Origin of the sequence: Paenarthrobacter sp. DKR-5, from assembly GCF_018531425.1 — a bacterium.
In the GTDB taxonomy this organism is placed as follows: domain Bacteria; phylum Actinomycetota; class Actinomycetes; order Actinomycetales; family Micrococcaceae; genus DKR-5.
The window spans coordinates 1-12,601 of record NZ_JAHBOI010000001.1 but is presented as its reverse complement, the minus strand read 5'-3'; the positions used below and the strand labels follow the sequence as shown (position 1 = coordinate 12,601).

General features: G+C 68.1%; 14 protein-coding genes. 5 read left to right on the top strand and 9 right to left on the bottom strand.

Annotation, left to right across the window (positions count from 1 at the left end; all coding sequences use genetic code 11):
* Positions 1-6 precede the first annotated feature (6 nt).
* Positions 7-741 carry an alpha/beta fold hydrolase gene (locus tag KIH31_RS00070; RefSeq protein ID WP_214425043.1) on the top strand — a complete coding sequence of 245 codons (735 nt, stop codon included), beginning with the start codon at positions 7-9 and terminating at the stop codon, positions 739-741.
* Between the two features lie 263 nt (positions 742-1,004).
* Here KIH31_RS00070 and KIH31_RS00065 read toward each other — a convergent pair whose 3' ends face one another.
* The 3 genes from KIH31_RS00065 to KIH31_RS00055 all read right to left on the bottom strand — a co-directional run bounded on the left by KIH31_RS00065 (position 1,005) and on the right by KIH31_RS00055 (position 4,231).
* The gene (locus KIH31_RS00065) at positions 1,005-2,240 is read right to left on the bottom strand and encodes a cytochrome P450 (RefSeq protein ID WP_214425042.1); all 1,236 of its coding nucleotides are present in this window, start codon (positions 2,238-2,240) and stop codon (positions 1,005-1,007) included.
* A gap of 19 nt (positions 2,241-2,259) precedes the next feature.
* Positions 2,260-3,891 carry an FAD-dependent oxidoreductase gene (locus tag KIH31_RS00060; protein WP_214425041.1) on the bottom strand — a complete coding sequence of 544 codons (1,632 nt, stop codon included), beginning with the start codon at positions 3,889-3,891 and terminating at the stop codon, positions 2,260-2,262.
* A 130-nt stretch (positions 3,892-4,021) separates the two neighbouring features.
* Positions 4,022-4,231, bottom strand: a complete 210-nt coding sequence (locus tag KIH31_RS00055) for a hypothetical protein (protein WP_214425040.1) — start codon at positions 4,229-4,231, stop codon at positions 4,022-4,024.
* Positions 4,232-4,384: 153 nt separating this feature from the next.
* Between KIH31_RS00055 and KIH31_RS00050 the strand changes: the two genes are divergently transcribed.
* Complete coding sequence (locus KIH31_RS00050) at positions 4,385-5,386, top strand: alcohol dehydrogenase (protein WP_214425039.1); 1,002 nt, start codon at positions 4,385-4,387, stop codon at positions 5,384-5,386.
* Positions 5,387-5,468: 82 nt separating this feature from the next.
* On the opposite strand, the gene KIH31_RS00045 is transcribed toward KIH31_RS00050, so the two are convergent.
* Positions 5,469-7,511: a phosphocholine-specific phospholipase C gene (locus KIH31_RS00045; protein WP_214425038.1), complete on the bottom strand. Its 2,043-nt coding sequence runs from the start codon at positions 7,509-7,511 to the stop codon at positions 5,469-5,471.
* Positions 7,512-7,684: 173 nt separating this feature from the next.
* Between KIH31_RS00045 and KIH31_RS00040 the strand changes: the two genes are divergently transcribed.
* Entirely contained in the window at positions 7,685-8,119 is a 435-nt protein-coding gene (locus tag KIH31_RS00040) for a ubiquinol-cytochrome c reductase iron-sulfur subunit (protein WP_250545320.1), read from the top strand.
* Between the two features lie 27 nt (positions 8,120-8,146).
* Here the strand turns inward: KIH31_RS00040 and KIH31_RS00035 are convergent, their stop codons facing one another.
* The 4 genes from KIH31_RS00035 to KIH31_RS00020 form a co-directional block, all read right to left on the bottom strand.
* Entirely contained in the window at positions 8,147-8,581 is a 435-nt protein-coding gene (locus KIH31_RS00035; protein WP_214425037.1) for a hypothetical protein, read from the bottom strand.
* Positions 8,582-8,928: 347 nt separating this feature from the next.
* The gene (locus KIH31_RS00030) at positions 8,929-9,249 is read right to left on the bottom strand and encodes a hypothetical protein (protein WP_214425036.1); all 321 of its coding nucleotides are present in this window, start codon (positions 9,247-9,249) and stop codon (positions 8,929-8,931) included.
* 30 nt (positions 9,250-9,279) lie between these two features.
* On the bottom strand, positions 9,280-10,164 hold the full coding sequence (locus KIH31_RS00025) for a serine/threonine-protein kinase (RefSeq protein ID WP_214425035.1): 885 nt from the start codon (positions 10,162-10,164) through the stop codon (positions 9,280-9,282).
* A 133-nt stretch (positions 10,165-10,297) separates the two neighbouring features.
* The gene (locus KIH31_RS00020) at positions 10,298-10,789 is read right to left on the bottom strand and encodes a MarR family winged helix-turn-helix transcriptional regulator (protein ID WP_214425034.1); all 492 of its coding nucleotides are present in this window, start codon (positions 10,787-10,789) and stop codon (positions 10,298-10,300) included.
* A 102-nt stretch (positions 10,790-10,891) separates the two neighbouring features.
* Between KIH31_RS00020 and KIH31_RS00015 the strand changes: the two genes are divergently transcribed.
* Complete coding sequence (locus KIH31_RS00015) at positions 10,892-11,494, top strand: TetR/AcrR family transcriptional regulator (RefSeq protein ID WP_214425033.1); 603 nt, start codon at positions 10,892-10,894, stop codon at positions 11,492-11,494.
* A 61-nt stretch (positions 11,495-11,555) separates the two neighbouring features.
* Positions 11,556-12,020, top strand: coding sequence for a glycosyltransferase family A protein (locus KIH31_RS00010; protein WP_250545319.1), 465 nt, complete (start codon positions 11,556-11,558; stop codon positions 12,018-12,020).
* On the opposite strand, the gene KIH31_RS00005 is transcribed toward KIH31_RS00010, so the two are convergent.
* The coding region (locus KIH31_RS00005; RefSeq protein WP_214425032.1) for an integrase core domain-containing protein at positions 12,006-12,601 on the bottom strand (596 nt) is incomplete at its 5' end. The genes KIH31_RS00010 and KIH31_RS00005 overlap by 15 nt on opposite strands.

The following is a 12,601-nucleotide window of genomic DNA, read 5'->3' as shown; positions in this document are numbered from 1 at the left end:
GCCCAAATGGAATTCGGGCAGCCCAAGCATCCACGCGACGCAGTTCTTGTACATGGGATGTGGGGCAACCCTGGCGACTGGCAGTGGGTAGGGCAAATCCTGGAGGCCAACGGCTTCAAGGTCCTCACGCCGGACTTGCCTTCTCACAGGTCAGATGCAGGCTTGCTGGAGGATGCTCAGGAAGTGAAATCCGCCATCCGCAGTTGCCAGGGGCCCGCGGTCGTCGCTGGGTGGTCGTATGGGGGAGACGTCATCGGAATCGCGGCTGCGGGTGAGGAGAACGCGGCCAGGCTCGTGTACGTTTCTTCAGTTCCGCAACCGGCTCAACGCAGCGCTCGGGACGGCTCCCTTTTCGATGGCAACCCGGTGATCGTGTGGGAGGACGGGGACAGATTCGTTCTTGACAACCGGTGGTGGGTTTACGAGGAGAAGGGCAGGACTTTCCCTCCGGACGTGCGTCGCCACATCGAGTCCCTGCCACGCCGCTCCGTGACCCGCCGGACGCTCACGGACCCGATCCCGGTCGCCGCCTGGGCCTCCCTGCCTGTGACGGTTCTTCTTGGAATTCGCGACGAGCTGACCGGCGCCGAAAAGCGGTCCTGGGCCCACGGGAACATCGCTGATTTGCGTGACATCGACGATGACCACTTCCTCATCTTCAACAGCCCTGAAGTCGTCGCGCGGGTGATCATGGAGGGGCCCGGGGCGGCTCCCGCAGGGAACCTGCCCACCGAGCTTTGACTTTTCTCCATCCGCGGCATCTCGGCCGCGTGGGCCGACGCGGCAAAGGCCAATGCGGCTGCACAGGCCGCCGTCCCGGCGGCAGGGGACAGAAAGAAGGGTCCGGCGCCGTTCGCTGCGCGGGACCCTTCTCTGTCGGCCATTTGGGGGACTGGCCGTCCTAGCCTCTCGTCGCTGCAAGCGGTGGTGGTCTCAATTCCCCCGAGCGCGACGGTCGCTGAGATCAGTATGCCACAAAATTAGTAATAGGGCTTATTACTAGCTCAACTAAACAAAAATCCGGTGATGCCATCGATGTCGGTCGGGAGGTGGGACGGTCCGCGCAGGAACGGGCTGGGCCGGTAGGGCGGGGGGTCGGAGACGAGGCGCGGGTTCGCCACCCTGCCGGCGAATTCAGTCAGTGCGATCTGGGCTTCGAGCCGCGCCAGCGGTGCACCGAAGCAGAGGTGGATGCCGCCGCCGAAGCCGAGGTGCTGGTTGTTGGGCCTGCGGGGGATGAACGAGTCGGGGTCGGTGAAGCGGGCCGGGTCGCGGTTGGCTGCGGCGAGAACCAGGGTGATGGGCGATCCTGCCGGGATAGTGGTTCCTGCGATGTCGATATCGTCGAGGGCTGTGCGCAGCGGGACGAAATGGACCGGCGGTTCATAGCGCAGCAGCTCCTCGACCATGGGGATGACAAGCTCCGGGTCGTTGCGCAGGCTCTGCAACTGGTCGGGGTACCGCAGCAACGTCAGGACCCCGTTGGAAATGAGGTTCACCGTGGTTTCGTGTCCGGCAATGAGCAACAGGAGCCCGGTGCTCACCAGCTGCTCGTCGGGCAGGCGACCCTCCGGTCCGTCGTCGGTGGCCAAGGCCGAGAGCAGGTCGCTGCCTGGCGCCTGGCGGTGCTTCTCGACCAGTTCCTCCATGAAGGACCGCAGTTGGGCGCCTGCTTCAGCTCTCTTTTGCTGCTGCGATTCGGGATCCATTCCGGGATCCGTGGATTGCAGGGCCAGGTCAACCCAGACGCGGAAGCGCTTCTCGTCGCCCGGGGCCACGCCAAGGAGCTCGCTGATGACGGTGACGGGCAGCGGATAGGCCAGGTCGTCGACCACGTCGATCCGGCTGCGGCCGGCCATCGCATCGATCAGTTCCGTCACGATCTCCGTCATCCTCGCTTCCATCCCTGCGACCCGGCCCGGCGTCACCGGTGGCCCGAAGTGCCGCGTGGTGATGCGGCGGAGCTTGTCGTGCTCCGGAGGGTCCTTCGTCAGGAAGGTCGGTGACATGCCCGGGCCGCCCTCGCCGTCGCCCGCCGCCGCGGCAGCGGGGCTCCGCCCGATGTCGGAACTCACCCGCGGGTCGTGTAGGAGCGAGGCGATCTCCGCGTACGTGCTGACAAGGTAGCTCCCGTCTGCAGCGCGGGTCACCGGGGTCTTGCGGAGCTCGGCGTAGAGCGGGTAGGGGTTGGCCCGGTTGGAGGGATTGAGGATCCGCTCCCAGGCGCTCGGCTCGGTCATGATGCAGGTTCCTTGGCTTTCAGGGGAAGCGGGGAGGAGCTAGCCGGGCGCGGCGCTCGTTGGGGTAGTGGCCGGTGACGACGACGGTCGCATCCTGGGTGGGGCTGCCCCGGTGCCGGAAACCTGCGGGCACGGGATTGGCGTCGGATGCCTCATCCACGTGGTGGAGCGACGGCGGGAACGGCGCGGCCTGTTCGATGAGCGGTTCGTAGAATTCGAGCCACTTGTTCTGGTTGAAGGCGACTGCCCCCACAATGCGGCCCTTGTAACCGTAGACGGCCAGGAAGCGCCGCCCGCTCACCGATCCTTGGACGATGGCGACCTGGTCCGCGACCGACGGCACCCCCACGCTCTTGATTTCCGTGCCGAACTGGACGGACCAAAACTTCGGCAGTGCCAGATGCGGCCAGCATTCGGTCCCCGGGCTGAGCATGTTGTGCGCGGCGACTTCGGCCTGGGAAACGGCGTTGCCCCAGTGCTCCACCGCGAGGAACTGGTAGCCGAACATGGGCTGCGGTGCGCGTGCCACGTCTCCGGCCACGAAAACATCGTCCGTGACGATGCCGTTGGCGTCGAACGCCCGGCAGCCGGCGTCGCACGCGACCCCCCACGGGCCGCTGGCGAGACCCGATCCCTCAAGCCATTCAACGTTTCGCACGGCGCCGAGCGCAGCGACCGCCACGTCCACTTCCAGTGACGTGCCGTCCGAGAGCCGGGCGCGGCACAGCCGGCCCGCGGCGTCTCCTTCGAGGGATTCGATCCTGACTCCGCAGCGCAGATCCACGCCGTTCTCGCGGTGGAGGTCACCGGCGATTGCGCCGATCACGCCTCCGAGCGCCGCCCCAAGGGGAGCCGGGCCGGCTTCTGTGACGGTGACCGCAACACCAAGTTCGCGGCACACGGACGCAACCTCACAGCCGATGAAGCCCGCGCCGATCACCAGGACGCGGCGGGGGCGCCGGTCGAGAAGCCGGCGGAGCGCTGCCGCGTCATCGCGGGTGCGCAAGGTCAGCACGCCGGACAGCGCCGACTCGGCGGCGCTGGGCCAGGCACGGGCGCGCGCCCCGGTGGCGATCAGCAGTTTGTCGTATCCAATGCGGCGGCCGTCGGCGAGGTGCACCTGCTTCGCGGCCACATCGAGGCCGCTGGCAGCCGTCCCGAGGTGCCAGGCGGCCTGGAGCGCACGGCGCCGCGGCAGGGAGGTGTCCGCGGAGCGCGCCGATCCGGTCAGGACTTGTTTCGACAGCGGCGGCCGGTCATAGGGCTCATGAGTTTCCTCGCCGATGAGAGTCAGCGAGCCGGCGAATCCCTCCTCGCGAAGCCGTTCTGCTGCGCGCAGGCCGGTCAGAGATGCGCCCACGATGACGATCCGTCCGGATGCGCTGAACGCGTTCCTGCCGTCTTCGAGGAAGGCCGCCGTCCCGCTCTGCCCGAATGCTTCGGGCTGTGGCTCCGGTCCTTCGGAGCGCTCGAGTTGGATGGCCTGCACCGGGCATGCGGCCGCGGCTCTGAGCACCCTCCGGTGTTGCGCCTCGTCAGGGTGCGGGTCGTAGGTGAGGGCCTCGTCCCCTTGGATGGTGAAGACGTCCGGGGCGAGAAATGCGCACTGGGCGTAGCCCTCGCATTTGGTGAGATCAACAACCAGCCTCATGCCAGCCCTGCCGTTCGCGGGATCACAGCTTTTCCTGCTCGATGAGCTGGGTCGAGTGTAGGCCGCGGCCCCGGGCGGCGAAAGGGGCTTGGGACCCGCACGGACTGTCCTTGCGCCCAGGTCGCCCTGTTCAGAGGGCGAGGATCTCCTCCGGATCGCTCTCCAGGAACAGACGCCGGGGGAACGCCCCGCCGAAAACGATCCAGACGACGGACCCGTCACCGGTGACGTCGTCAACAATGCCGGTGCCGACCTCGTCCCCATGGCGCGTGACCATGACCTGCTGGCCGCGTCGCAGCGCGGACCGGTCAAACACCAGGATCCCCTTGCCGTTGTTCATCGCCGCTCCTTCCGCCGGGAAGACCCACGTTATGCGGGAAGGCTGAACGGCAGGTGAACGGCTTGGGGACCCGGACCGCCAGTGATGTACTGGAACGGTGAGGGGCCCTGCCCCGAACACAGGAAAAGCGCACCCGTCCCCGAAAGGACCATCATGCGAGCCGTCCAGATCACTGCCCCGGGCGCTTCGCTCGAACTCGTCGAGCGCCCCGTCCCTGACACTCCGCCGGGCCATGTCCTGGTGAAAGTTGCCGCGAACGGCATCTGCCACAGCGACGCCATGCCCGGTGCCGGCATGGCCTCTTCCTACCCCCGGGTTCCGGGCCATGAAATCGCGGGAACCGTCGAGGCCGTTGGTGAAGGGGTGGCCCGGTGGGCTCCCGGCCAGCGGGTCGGCGTCGGCTGGTTCGGCGGGGCGTGTTTCGAGTGCGATTCCTGCAGCCGTGGAGACTTCGTGTCCTGCCAGGTCGGCAAGGTCACGGGGCTCACGTCGGACGGAGGCTACGCCGAGTATCTCGTCGCCCCCGCCGATGCCCTCGCAGCGATCCCGGACAACCTGGACTTTGCCGAGGCCGCCCCGCTGCTCTGCGCCGGTGTCACAACCTTCAACGGCATCCGGTCCAGCGGCGTCCGTGCCGGCGGGCGCGTCGCCGTCGTCGGACTGGGAGGCCTCGGCCACCTCGGGGTGCAGTTTTCGGCGAAGCTGGGCTTCGAGACCATCTCGATCGCCCGAGGGAGCGAGAAGGAAGACTTCGCCCGCCGGCTCGGAGCAGAGCACTACATTGACAGCACCACCGCCGACGTCGCCGCGGAACTCAAGGCCCTCGGGGGAGCCGACCTCGTCCTCGCGACCGTCACCGACGCCCAGGCCATGTCGGCAACCATCCCGGGGCTCGCAGCCCGCGGCCGCCTTGTTGTGCTTGGCGTCCCGAACGAGCCTCTCGCCGTCAACCCGGCCGACCTCGTGATGGGCAGCCGCTCCGTCGCCGGCCATGCCTCTGGGACCGCGAAGGACTCCGAGGACACCCTGCGCTTCGCAGCCCGCACCGGCGTCCGTCCCATGATTGAGACCTACCCGCTCGAGAAAGCAGCCGAGGGTTATGACCGCATGATCTCGGGCAAGGCCCGTTTCCGCGTGGTCCTCACCACGGACTGAGGCCGGCAACAAACCTTCCTGAAACGCGAACGCCCGGCTGGTGCGGCCAGCCGGGCGTTCGCGTTGTAAAGGACCGTCCGCGCTACCTGCCGAGCTGCGGATCGCTGGTTCCGGGCGCTCCTCCGGGCATCCTGCCCGCCAGGACGCGGACGAGCTTCGGATCGGTTCCGGAGGTGACGGTCAGGTCATACCAGCCGGCGGCGGTGCGCAGCACGACCGTCCTTTCCTGGCCGGGCTGCAGGTCGACCTGCTGCGCGCCCTCCCCGTAGGCGCTGACGAGCGTCAGCGGAACGGCAGCCCTGCCGGCATTCTTCAGCCGGAAGCGGGCGTGCCCGGCGCGGCCGTCCCGGGCGACCGAGATGCGGACGTCGCCGGCCGCCGTCGTGCCCGCATACCGCCGGTACCACCCGTCCGGGCCGTGCATCTGCACGTCGTACTCGGCCCCCAGCGCCCAGTCCGCAGCGAGCGAAGCGCCCGCGCCGACGGTGTAGGAATACGGGGCGGCGGGCAGCGAATTGGACCGGACCTGGAGGTGGGCGCCGAGGGACCCGGTGTTGGCCCAGCGGGCGGACAGGGTCTCGTCCGCGAGCCGGACGTCGACGTCGAGCGCATAGCCCAGCGGCCTCGACGGCTTGGTGCCGGGTTCCTGCCGGGGCATGCTGTTCACCGCCGGGGGCGCCGGGTTGTAGTCCGGGTGCCGCGCGTGGTCGGCCGGCTTGTAGGCGGAGGTGCCGGGCAGGCTCACTCCGGCCGCGGACGGGGCGGAGAAGTTGAAGGCGCTCGTCAGGTCCCCGCACACGGCCCGGCGCCAGGGCGAGATGTTGGGGCTCTTGACGCCGAAGCGTTCCTCCATGAACCGGATGACGGAGGTGTGGTCGAAGGTCTCGGAACAGACCCAGCCGCCCATGCTCCAGGGTGAGGCGACGATCATCGGCACCCGCGCCCCGAGACCGTAGCCCCCGGGCACATCGTGCGCACCGGTGTAGAACTCGTTGGCGGTGCTGACGGTCGAAGCGCCCGGAACCAGCGGGGAGTTCACGTGCGGGGGCACCACGTGGTCGAAGAAGCCGTCGTTCTCGTCGTACATGATGAACAGCGCGGTCTTGCTCCAGACCTCGGCGTTGGAGGTCAGGATGTCCAGGATGTTCGCCACGTACCACGCGCCGAAGTTCGGCGGCCAGTTCGAGTGCTCGCTGTAGGCCTCCGGTGCGGTGATGTAGGAAACCTGCGGCAGCTTGCCGGAGGCGACGTCCTGGCGGAAGATCCGGAAGAGGTCATCCCCGTGTTTGGCGTCCGTGCCGGTCCGGGCGTTCTCGTACAGCGGCTCGCCCGGCTTCGCGTTCTGGTACTGCTTGAAGTAGAGCAGCGAGTTGTCCCCGTAGTTGCCGATGTGCGCGTCGCTGGTCCATCCCCAGGACCCCGCAGCGTCCAGGCCGTCACCGGCATCCTGATAGACCTTCCAGCTCACGCCGGCCTCCTGCAGCGCCTCCGGGTAGGTGCTCCAGGAATAGCCGGATTCCTTGTTCCACAGGTCCGGTCCGCCGCCCGTGCCGTCGTTGCCGTCCCAGCCGCTGAACAGGTAGTAGCGGTTGGGGTCCGTGGGCCCCAACAGGGAGCAGTGGTAGGCGTCGCAGATGGTGAACGCGTCAGCCAGGGCGAAGTGGAAGGGGATGTCCTGCCGCTCGTAGTGTGCCATGGTGGTGGTCGACTTGGCGCCGAGCCAGCGGTCGTACCGGCCGTTGTTGAACGCCGCCTGCGTGCTGCTCCAGCCGTGGTCCAGGTCCTTCAAGTACTGCATGCCGAGGTCCGGGGCGTCGGGGTGGTAGGGGAGCACCTCCCGGCTTCCATTGTTCTGGTGCCAGACGTCCTTTCCGCTGGGCAGCAACGCCGGATGCGGGTCGCTGAATCCGCGCACGCCCTTGAGGGTGCCGAAGTAATGGTCGAACGGGCGGTTCTCCTGCATCAGGACCACTACGTGTTCGACGTCCTTGATGGTGCCGGTGGCACGGTGTGCCGGGATCTCGGCGGCCCGGGCGATGCTCCCGCCGAGCATCTCGGCGGTCGCGGCGGCGGCGAGGCTGGCGCCGGAGAGTTGAAGGAAGCGGCGGCGGTTCAGGGCTGACAAGGATTGCTCCTAGCACTAGGGGTTCATGAGCTCACTGACGGTGCCGTCAGAGCCTCCCACCCCCGGGTGAACAGCCGGTGGCTACGGCGCGAATCCCCGGTGCGGAGGTTCCGTCCTGGCCGGCCCGGAGCCTCTTTCGTGGTTCTCCCAGCAACGGCTGGCAGAATGCCCCCATGACTTCGGAATCCTCGATGCCCCGCCGTGCCGTCTTCGGTGCAACCGCAGCCGCCGGCAGCCTCGCCCTGGCAGCGTGCGCGCCCTCCAGCCAGTCGAACGCCCCCGCCAGCGCCCCAGCGCCGGCGGCCGGGGGGACGCCGGTGCGCGTGGGCAAGCTCAGCGACGTGAAGGTGGGCGGCACCGCCCAGGGCACCGCCAACGGCCAGAGCATCGTCATCTACCGGCCGGACAACAAAACCGTCGTGGCCTACAGCGCCACCTGCCCGCACGCCGGGTGCGCCGTTGCACCTGCCAACCAGGAATTCGACTGCCCGTGCCACGGGTCCACGTTCCGCGCCGCGGACGGATCGGTCATCTCCGGGCCGGCGCGCCAGCCCTTGACCAAGCTGACGGCGGCCATCGACGGGGAATGGATCACGGTCAAGGCCTAGACCGCTGGCGAGCCGCTGACCGCCGGCTCAGTGCCGGGGCCGGAGCCGGATCTCCTGGCTGAGCTGGTCAGTGACCCCGGTGGTACCGGGTCCGCTGATGAAGAGGGCCACGGCCGCGGACGCACTGCCCCGGTGGAACCTCACCTTGCCGGCGTCGACCGTGAGCTGCACGGTCTCCGTCTCGCCGGTACAGGGCCGCTGCCCTGAGCCGGCACCGCCGACAGCCGCGGGCCCGTCCTCCCTGTTCTGCGTGAGGAAGACGCCGACGCCCGCCGTCCTGCCTTCATCGCAGCGGTAGCTCACCCAAACCCGCACCTCAGTGCCGTGCCGGGCAACCCTGCCGTTGCTGAGGGAAAGATCATGGTCTTCCGCAGTGGCCGCAAGAGCCGGTGCTGCGGCGGGAAGCAGAACCAGGGCCCCGGTCAGGAGGACGGTTCCCAGTGCGGCGGGTCCCTTCGACATGGAACGGATCTGAAGCATGGGTCCTCCCAACGCGAGGGCCGCCCGGCAAGCGGGCAACAGTGAAAAGCCGGTGGTGCCGTGGTGAGGTGTGGCCGCCTGGTGTGAATCTGAAGGGTCACGGGGGCCCGTGACTTCCCGGGCCCCCGTCGGCATCGTTGAAAGGGCCGACGGCGGGCTGGGGGGTGTCGCCCGGGTCTCAGCGAGCGACTTCCGCCGCCGGCCCAGCCCCGGTGTCTGTCTCTATTATGCCGCACCCGGGGCAGCGTGTCTCTGGTTTCTCGCCAATGTGAATGCGGCGCGCAGCCGGCGGGCAAGTAGTGCCAAAAAGGCCCGCGGGTGGTAGGAGCTTAGACGCTCGCGGTCAGTGCCGGCTGCGTCATTGCTGCTGCTGCCTCCTTGGCCTCCCGGTGCGTCCGGAGATCCGTGGGCTGGCGGCGCTCCGCGGCGGGCATTTCTGCGGCGTGGACGGTTCCGGCGGGCAGGTCGGTCAGCGCCAGCACCTCCAGGGGCATGAGCCCTGCTGCCCTGGCCACCTGCGGCAACGGAAGCCCCGCGCCGAGGGCGCGACGCATGGTTTCGGCAAGCAGCTGCTCCGCCTGGTCCACGACAAGCTCCAGACTCTCCAAGCGTGCGGCGGCGGTCCAGACGTCGTTCATCGGGATGGTCATGGCAGGTCCTTCCGTTTCATCGAACATGAGTCAAGCGGCAATGCTCAGGTTGTGCAGGGGCGGCTCGTCGAAGTCTTCGGCTGAGTCCAGCAGGGCGAGGGCTTCGGCTGCGCTTGGGCGCCGGGCCGGCTCGCGGTCAGTCATTGCCCGCAGCGCGCCTGCGAATTCCTCGTCGGTGGTGTCAGGGATGGCGGGATCTGCGAGCAGCCGTGCGACGGCGGATTCCAGCGGGGCGCCGGGAAAGGCCGCGGCGCCTGTCAGGCATTCGATCAGCACCAGTCCCAGCGAATAGATGTCCGTGGCCGCGTCGACAAAGCTGCCGGTCGCCTGTTCGGGGCTGAGATAGGAGGCGGTGCCGGTTGTTAGGCCCTGCGAGTGGACGGCTCCGTGGTCGAGGGCGATGGCGATGCCGAAGTCGGTGAGCACGGCCCGGCTGTGCGAGACCCGGGAATGCAGGGGGCGGCGGATCAGGATGTTGGCGGGCTTGATGTCGCGGTGGGCGACGCCGAACGCGTGGCTGTGAGCCAGTGCCCGCAACAGGTCCGTTGCCCAGGCCTTGACCTGGCCCTCGGACGGCCGTCCGGCGGCCAGGGTGCGGCGCAGGTTGCTGCCGCGGACCAGTTCCATCACCAGAAAGGGCCGTTTCTCGGGACCGTCGGTACCGGAGTCAAGCAGGTCCGCGATGCCGGGATGGCCTCCGGCCCAGGCCAGCCGGCGGAGCATTGACGCTTCGTGGGCGAACGCCGTTCGCATGAAGTCGTTGTTGCGGCGGGGGGACGGAACCTTGACGGCAACCGCCGCGCCGGTCCTGAGGTCGTGTGCCGAGAACACTTCGGCGGAGGAACCGCCGCCGAGGCGGATGCCAAGACGGTAGCGGTCTGCCAGCAGTCCAGCTGCGCCTGGTACCGGCTGCATGGCTCCCCCTCGAAGAGATATCTAGAACATTTGACTACTCGTTAGCCTATCTAGTTATATGCCCTATCGAGCTAATTGTCCAGCATGCTTACTATTTCTTGCAAGAGGCCTGCGGCGCGCGCCGGGGTGGTGGCTATGCGCCGTCGACGGCGTCGCGCATCCGGCTCAGGAAGTCGATGACGGTGCGGGCTTCGTCGGCATCCAGGGTGGCGGCGGCAGCCATCATTCGGTGGTGCATCTGGCCGAGGGTCTCGCGCACCTCGTGGTCGGAGGATGACGTCGCCGAGATGACCAGTGCCCGGCGGTCGGTGGGGTGGGGCTCGCGCCGGGCGTGCCCGCTCTTGACCAGCCGGTCGATCAGGGCGGTGGTGGAGGCGGAGGAGATGCCGAGCCGCGTGGCGAGCTCCTTGGGGCTCAAGCCCCCGCTGCTGCCGTTCGCCTGGAGGAGGTAGCGCAAAGCCAGCAGGTCCGTCTCGCCCATGCCCATGGAGGATCTAGTGCGCCGGCGCATGGCAGCTTCTGAGGCGCGGTAATCGCGCAGGGCATTGAGAACGTCGACGGCCCCCGGTTTGGATCCGCCGCCGTACCAATAACCCGGGCGGAGGCCGGTCGCATACGTCGTCATGGCTTTATTCTAGCCAATCGTGTAGCTAGTTACTCTAACAAACCGGAAGCGATGAATGTTTGCCTGTAAACTCACGGGCGTTAGCTTGCGTAGGATGGAGCGGTGACCAGCACAAGCACGCGCCAACGCAACCGCAGAGGGGACGGCGCACGGCTCCGCGCCGACCTGGTGGCGGCCGCACGATCCATCCTGGAAGAGTCCGGCGAGGACAGCGCGGTGACGCTTCGCGCTGTTGCCCGCCGTGCCGGCGTGGCGGCGCCGTCGATCTATGCCCACTTCGCCGACCGCGACGCCGTGCTGCTTGAGGTGGTGCGCGAATCCTTCCAGGACCTCGACGCCCGGCTGGAGTCGGCATGGGAGTCCGGCGGCGGCTCCGCGGACCGCTTGCTCGCCATCTGCGCCGCCTATACGGACTTTGCCGTCCGGCACCCGCACCGCTACCGCCTCATGTTCGGCCGGCACGGCACCGGCCGGCAGCCTGCGCCGCTGCGGACGTCCGCGACGCAGGCGATCGGCGTGCTGGTCGACGCCGTCGGGGCCTGCGCGGCGGACGGCAGTTCCGCCAGCAGCAACCCCGAGCACGACGCCGTTGCCTTGTGGGCGGGCCTGCACGGTTTCGCCGGACTGCACAGTGCCGTGCCGGGCTTCCCGTGGCCCGAGGGCGTGCTGGAGGAACTGGCCCGCCGCCTGGCCAGGCTGCGCTGAGCAGCGGCAGCGGCCCGCCACCCGGGCGGAACCGGTCCGCTGGCGTTACAGTCGGGGGACCATGGTGACGATCTCGGTGGTGATTCCTTCCCGCAACGACGGGCCCATGCTCGCCGTGTGCCTGAGGGCGCTCGCCCGGCAGACCAGGGCGGCCGACGAGGTGATCGTGGTGGACGGCGGCAGCACCGACCATACCGCTGCCGTCTGCGCCGCGGCCGGCGTGCTGAGGATCGCTTCGGACCGGCCCGGTATTCCGGCGGCGACCGCCCGCGGCTTCGACGCCGCGCAAGGGGACCTGATCGCGCGGCTGGACGCGGACTCAGTGCCCGCACCGGACTGGCTCGAGCGTGTGGAGGCCGACCTGGTGCAGGCCGGGCCGCTCTCCGCCGTCACCGGCCCGGGGGAGTTCTACGGCGGGCATCCGGTGATCTGCTGGATGGCCCGCACGCTGTACATCGGCGGCTACTTCCGGGTGGTGGGGTTGATTGGGCCCCCGTTAGCAGTCCAGCGTCTATGCGATAGCTAATTGGTTTTCTTGCGTCCAGGTTTCCCAGTAGCGTTTCGGCGTCATGCCGTTCAGGGATCCGTGCGGCCGTTCATGATTGTAGATAGCTTTCCATTCCTCGGCCAAGTACGTCGCTTCGGCCATAGTGTCCATGATTTCTCCGGAGAGTTGTTCCCTTCTGAATTGGGCGTTGAAGGATTCGATGAAGCCGTTCTGCCAGGGTGATCCCGGGTCGATGAACGCGGTGTCGACGCCGGCGGTGTTGCACCAGTCGATCAGGGCGGCAGCGGTGAATTCCGGCCCGTTGTCGCACCTGATGTAGGTCGGGGCGGTGCCGGTTTCGGCGATGATGTTCTCCAATACCGCGACCACGTCAGCTGCTTTGAAAGACCGGCGCGGGATGATGGCCAGCGCGGTGCGGGTGTATTCGTCGACGACGTTGAAGAACCGGATGTGCCGGCCGCAGGAGGTCACATCGGACTGGAAGTCGAAGCTGACCACATGCATTGGGTACTCGGCGGTGAGGCGCTTCTGTTCCCCGGCGCCGGGCCCGGTACGGCGCTTCTTCCTCGCCCTGGGCTTGCAGGTCAGGCCTTCGTCGC

Excerpts from the sequence above, each read along its gene's own strand:
- KIH31_RS00040 (WP_250545320.1), top strand. The coding sequence starts at position 7,685 with ATGACTTCGGAATCCTCGATGCCCCGCCGTGCCGTCTTCGGTGCAACC.
- KIH31_RS00030 (WP_214425036.1), bottom strand. The coding sequence starts at position 9,249 with ATGACCATCCCGATGAACGACGTCTGGACCGCCGCCGCACGCTTGGAG.
- KIH31_RS00020 (WP_214425034.1), bottom strand. The coding sequence starts at position 10,789 with ATGACGACGTATGCGACCGGCCTCCGCCCGGGTTATTGGTACGGCGGC.
- KIH31_RS00010 (WP_250545319.1), top strand. The coding sequence starts at position 11,556 with ATGGTGACGATCTCGGTGGTGATTCCTTCCCGCAACGACGGGCCCATG.
- KIH31_RS00055 (WP_214425040.1), bottom strand. The coding sequence starts at position 4,231 with ATGAACAACGGCAAGGGGATCCTGGTGTTTGACCGGTCCGCGCTGCGA.
- KIH31_RS00035 (WP_214425037.1), bottom strand. The coding sequence starts at position 8,581 with ATGTCGAAGGGACCCGCCGCACTGGGAACCGTCCTCCTGACCGGGGCC.
- KIH31_RS00060 (WP_214425041.1), bottom strand. The coding sequence starts at position 3,891 with ATGAGGCTGGTTGTTGATCTCACCAAATGCGAGGGCTACGCCCAGTGC.
- KIH31_RS00070 (WP_214425043.1), top strand. The coding sequence starts at position 7 with ATGGAATTCGGGCAGCCCAAGCATCCACGCGACGCAGTTCTTGTACAT.
- KIH31_RS00025 (WP_214425035.1), bottom strand. The coding sequence starts at position 10,164 with ATGCAGCCGGTACCAGGCGCAGCTGGACTGCTGGCAGACCGCTACCGT.
- KIH31_RS00065 (WP_214425042.1), bottom strand. The coding sequence starts at position 2,240 with ATGACCGAGCCGAGCGCCTGGGAGCGGATCCTCAATCCCTCCAACCGG.
- KIH31_RS00050 (WP_214425039.1), top strand. The coding sequence starts at position 4,385 with ATGCGAGCCGTCCAGATCACTGCCCCGGGCGCTTCGCTCGAACTCGTC.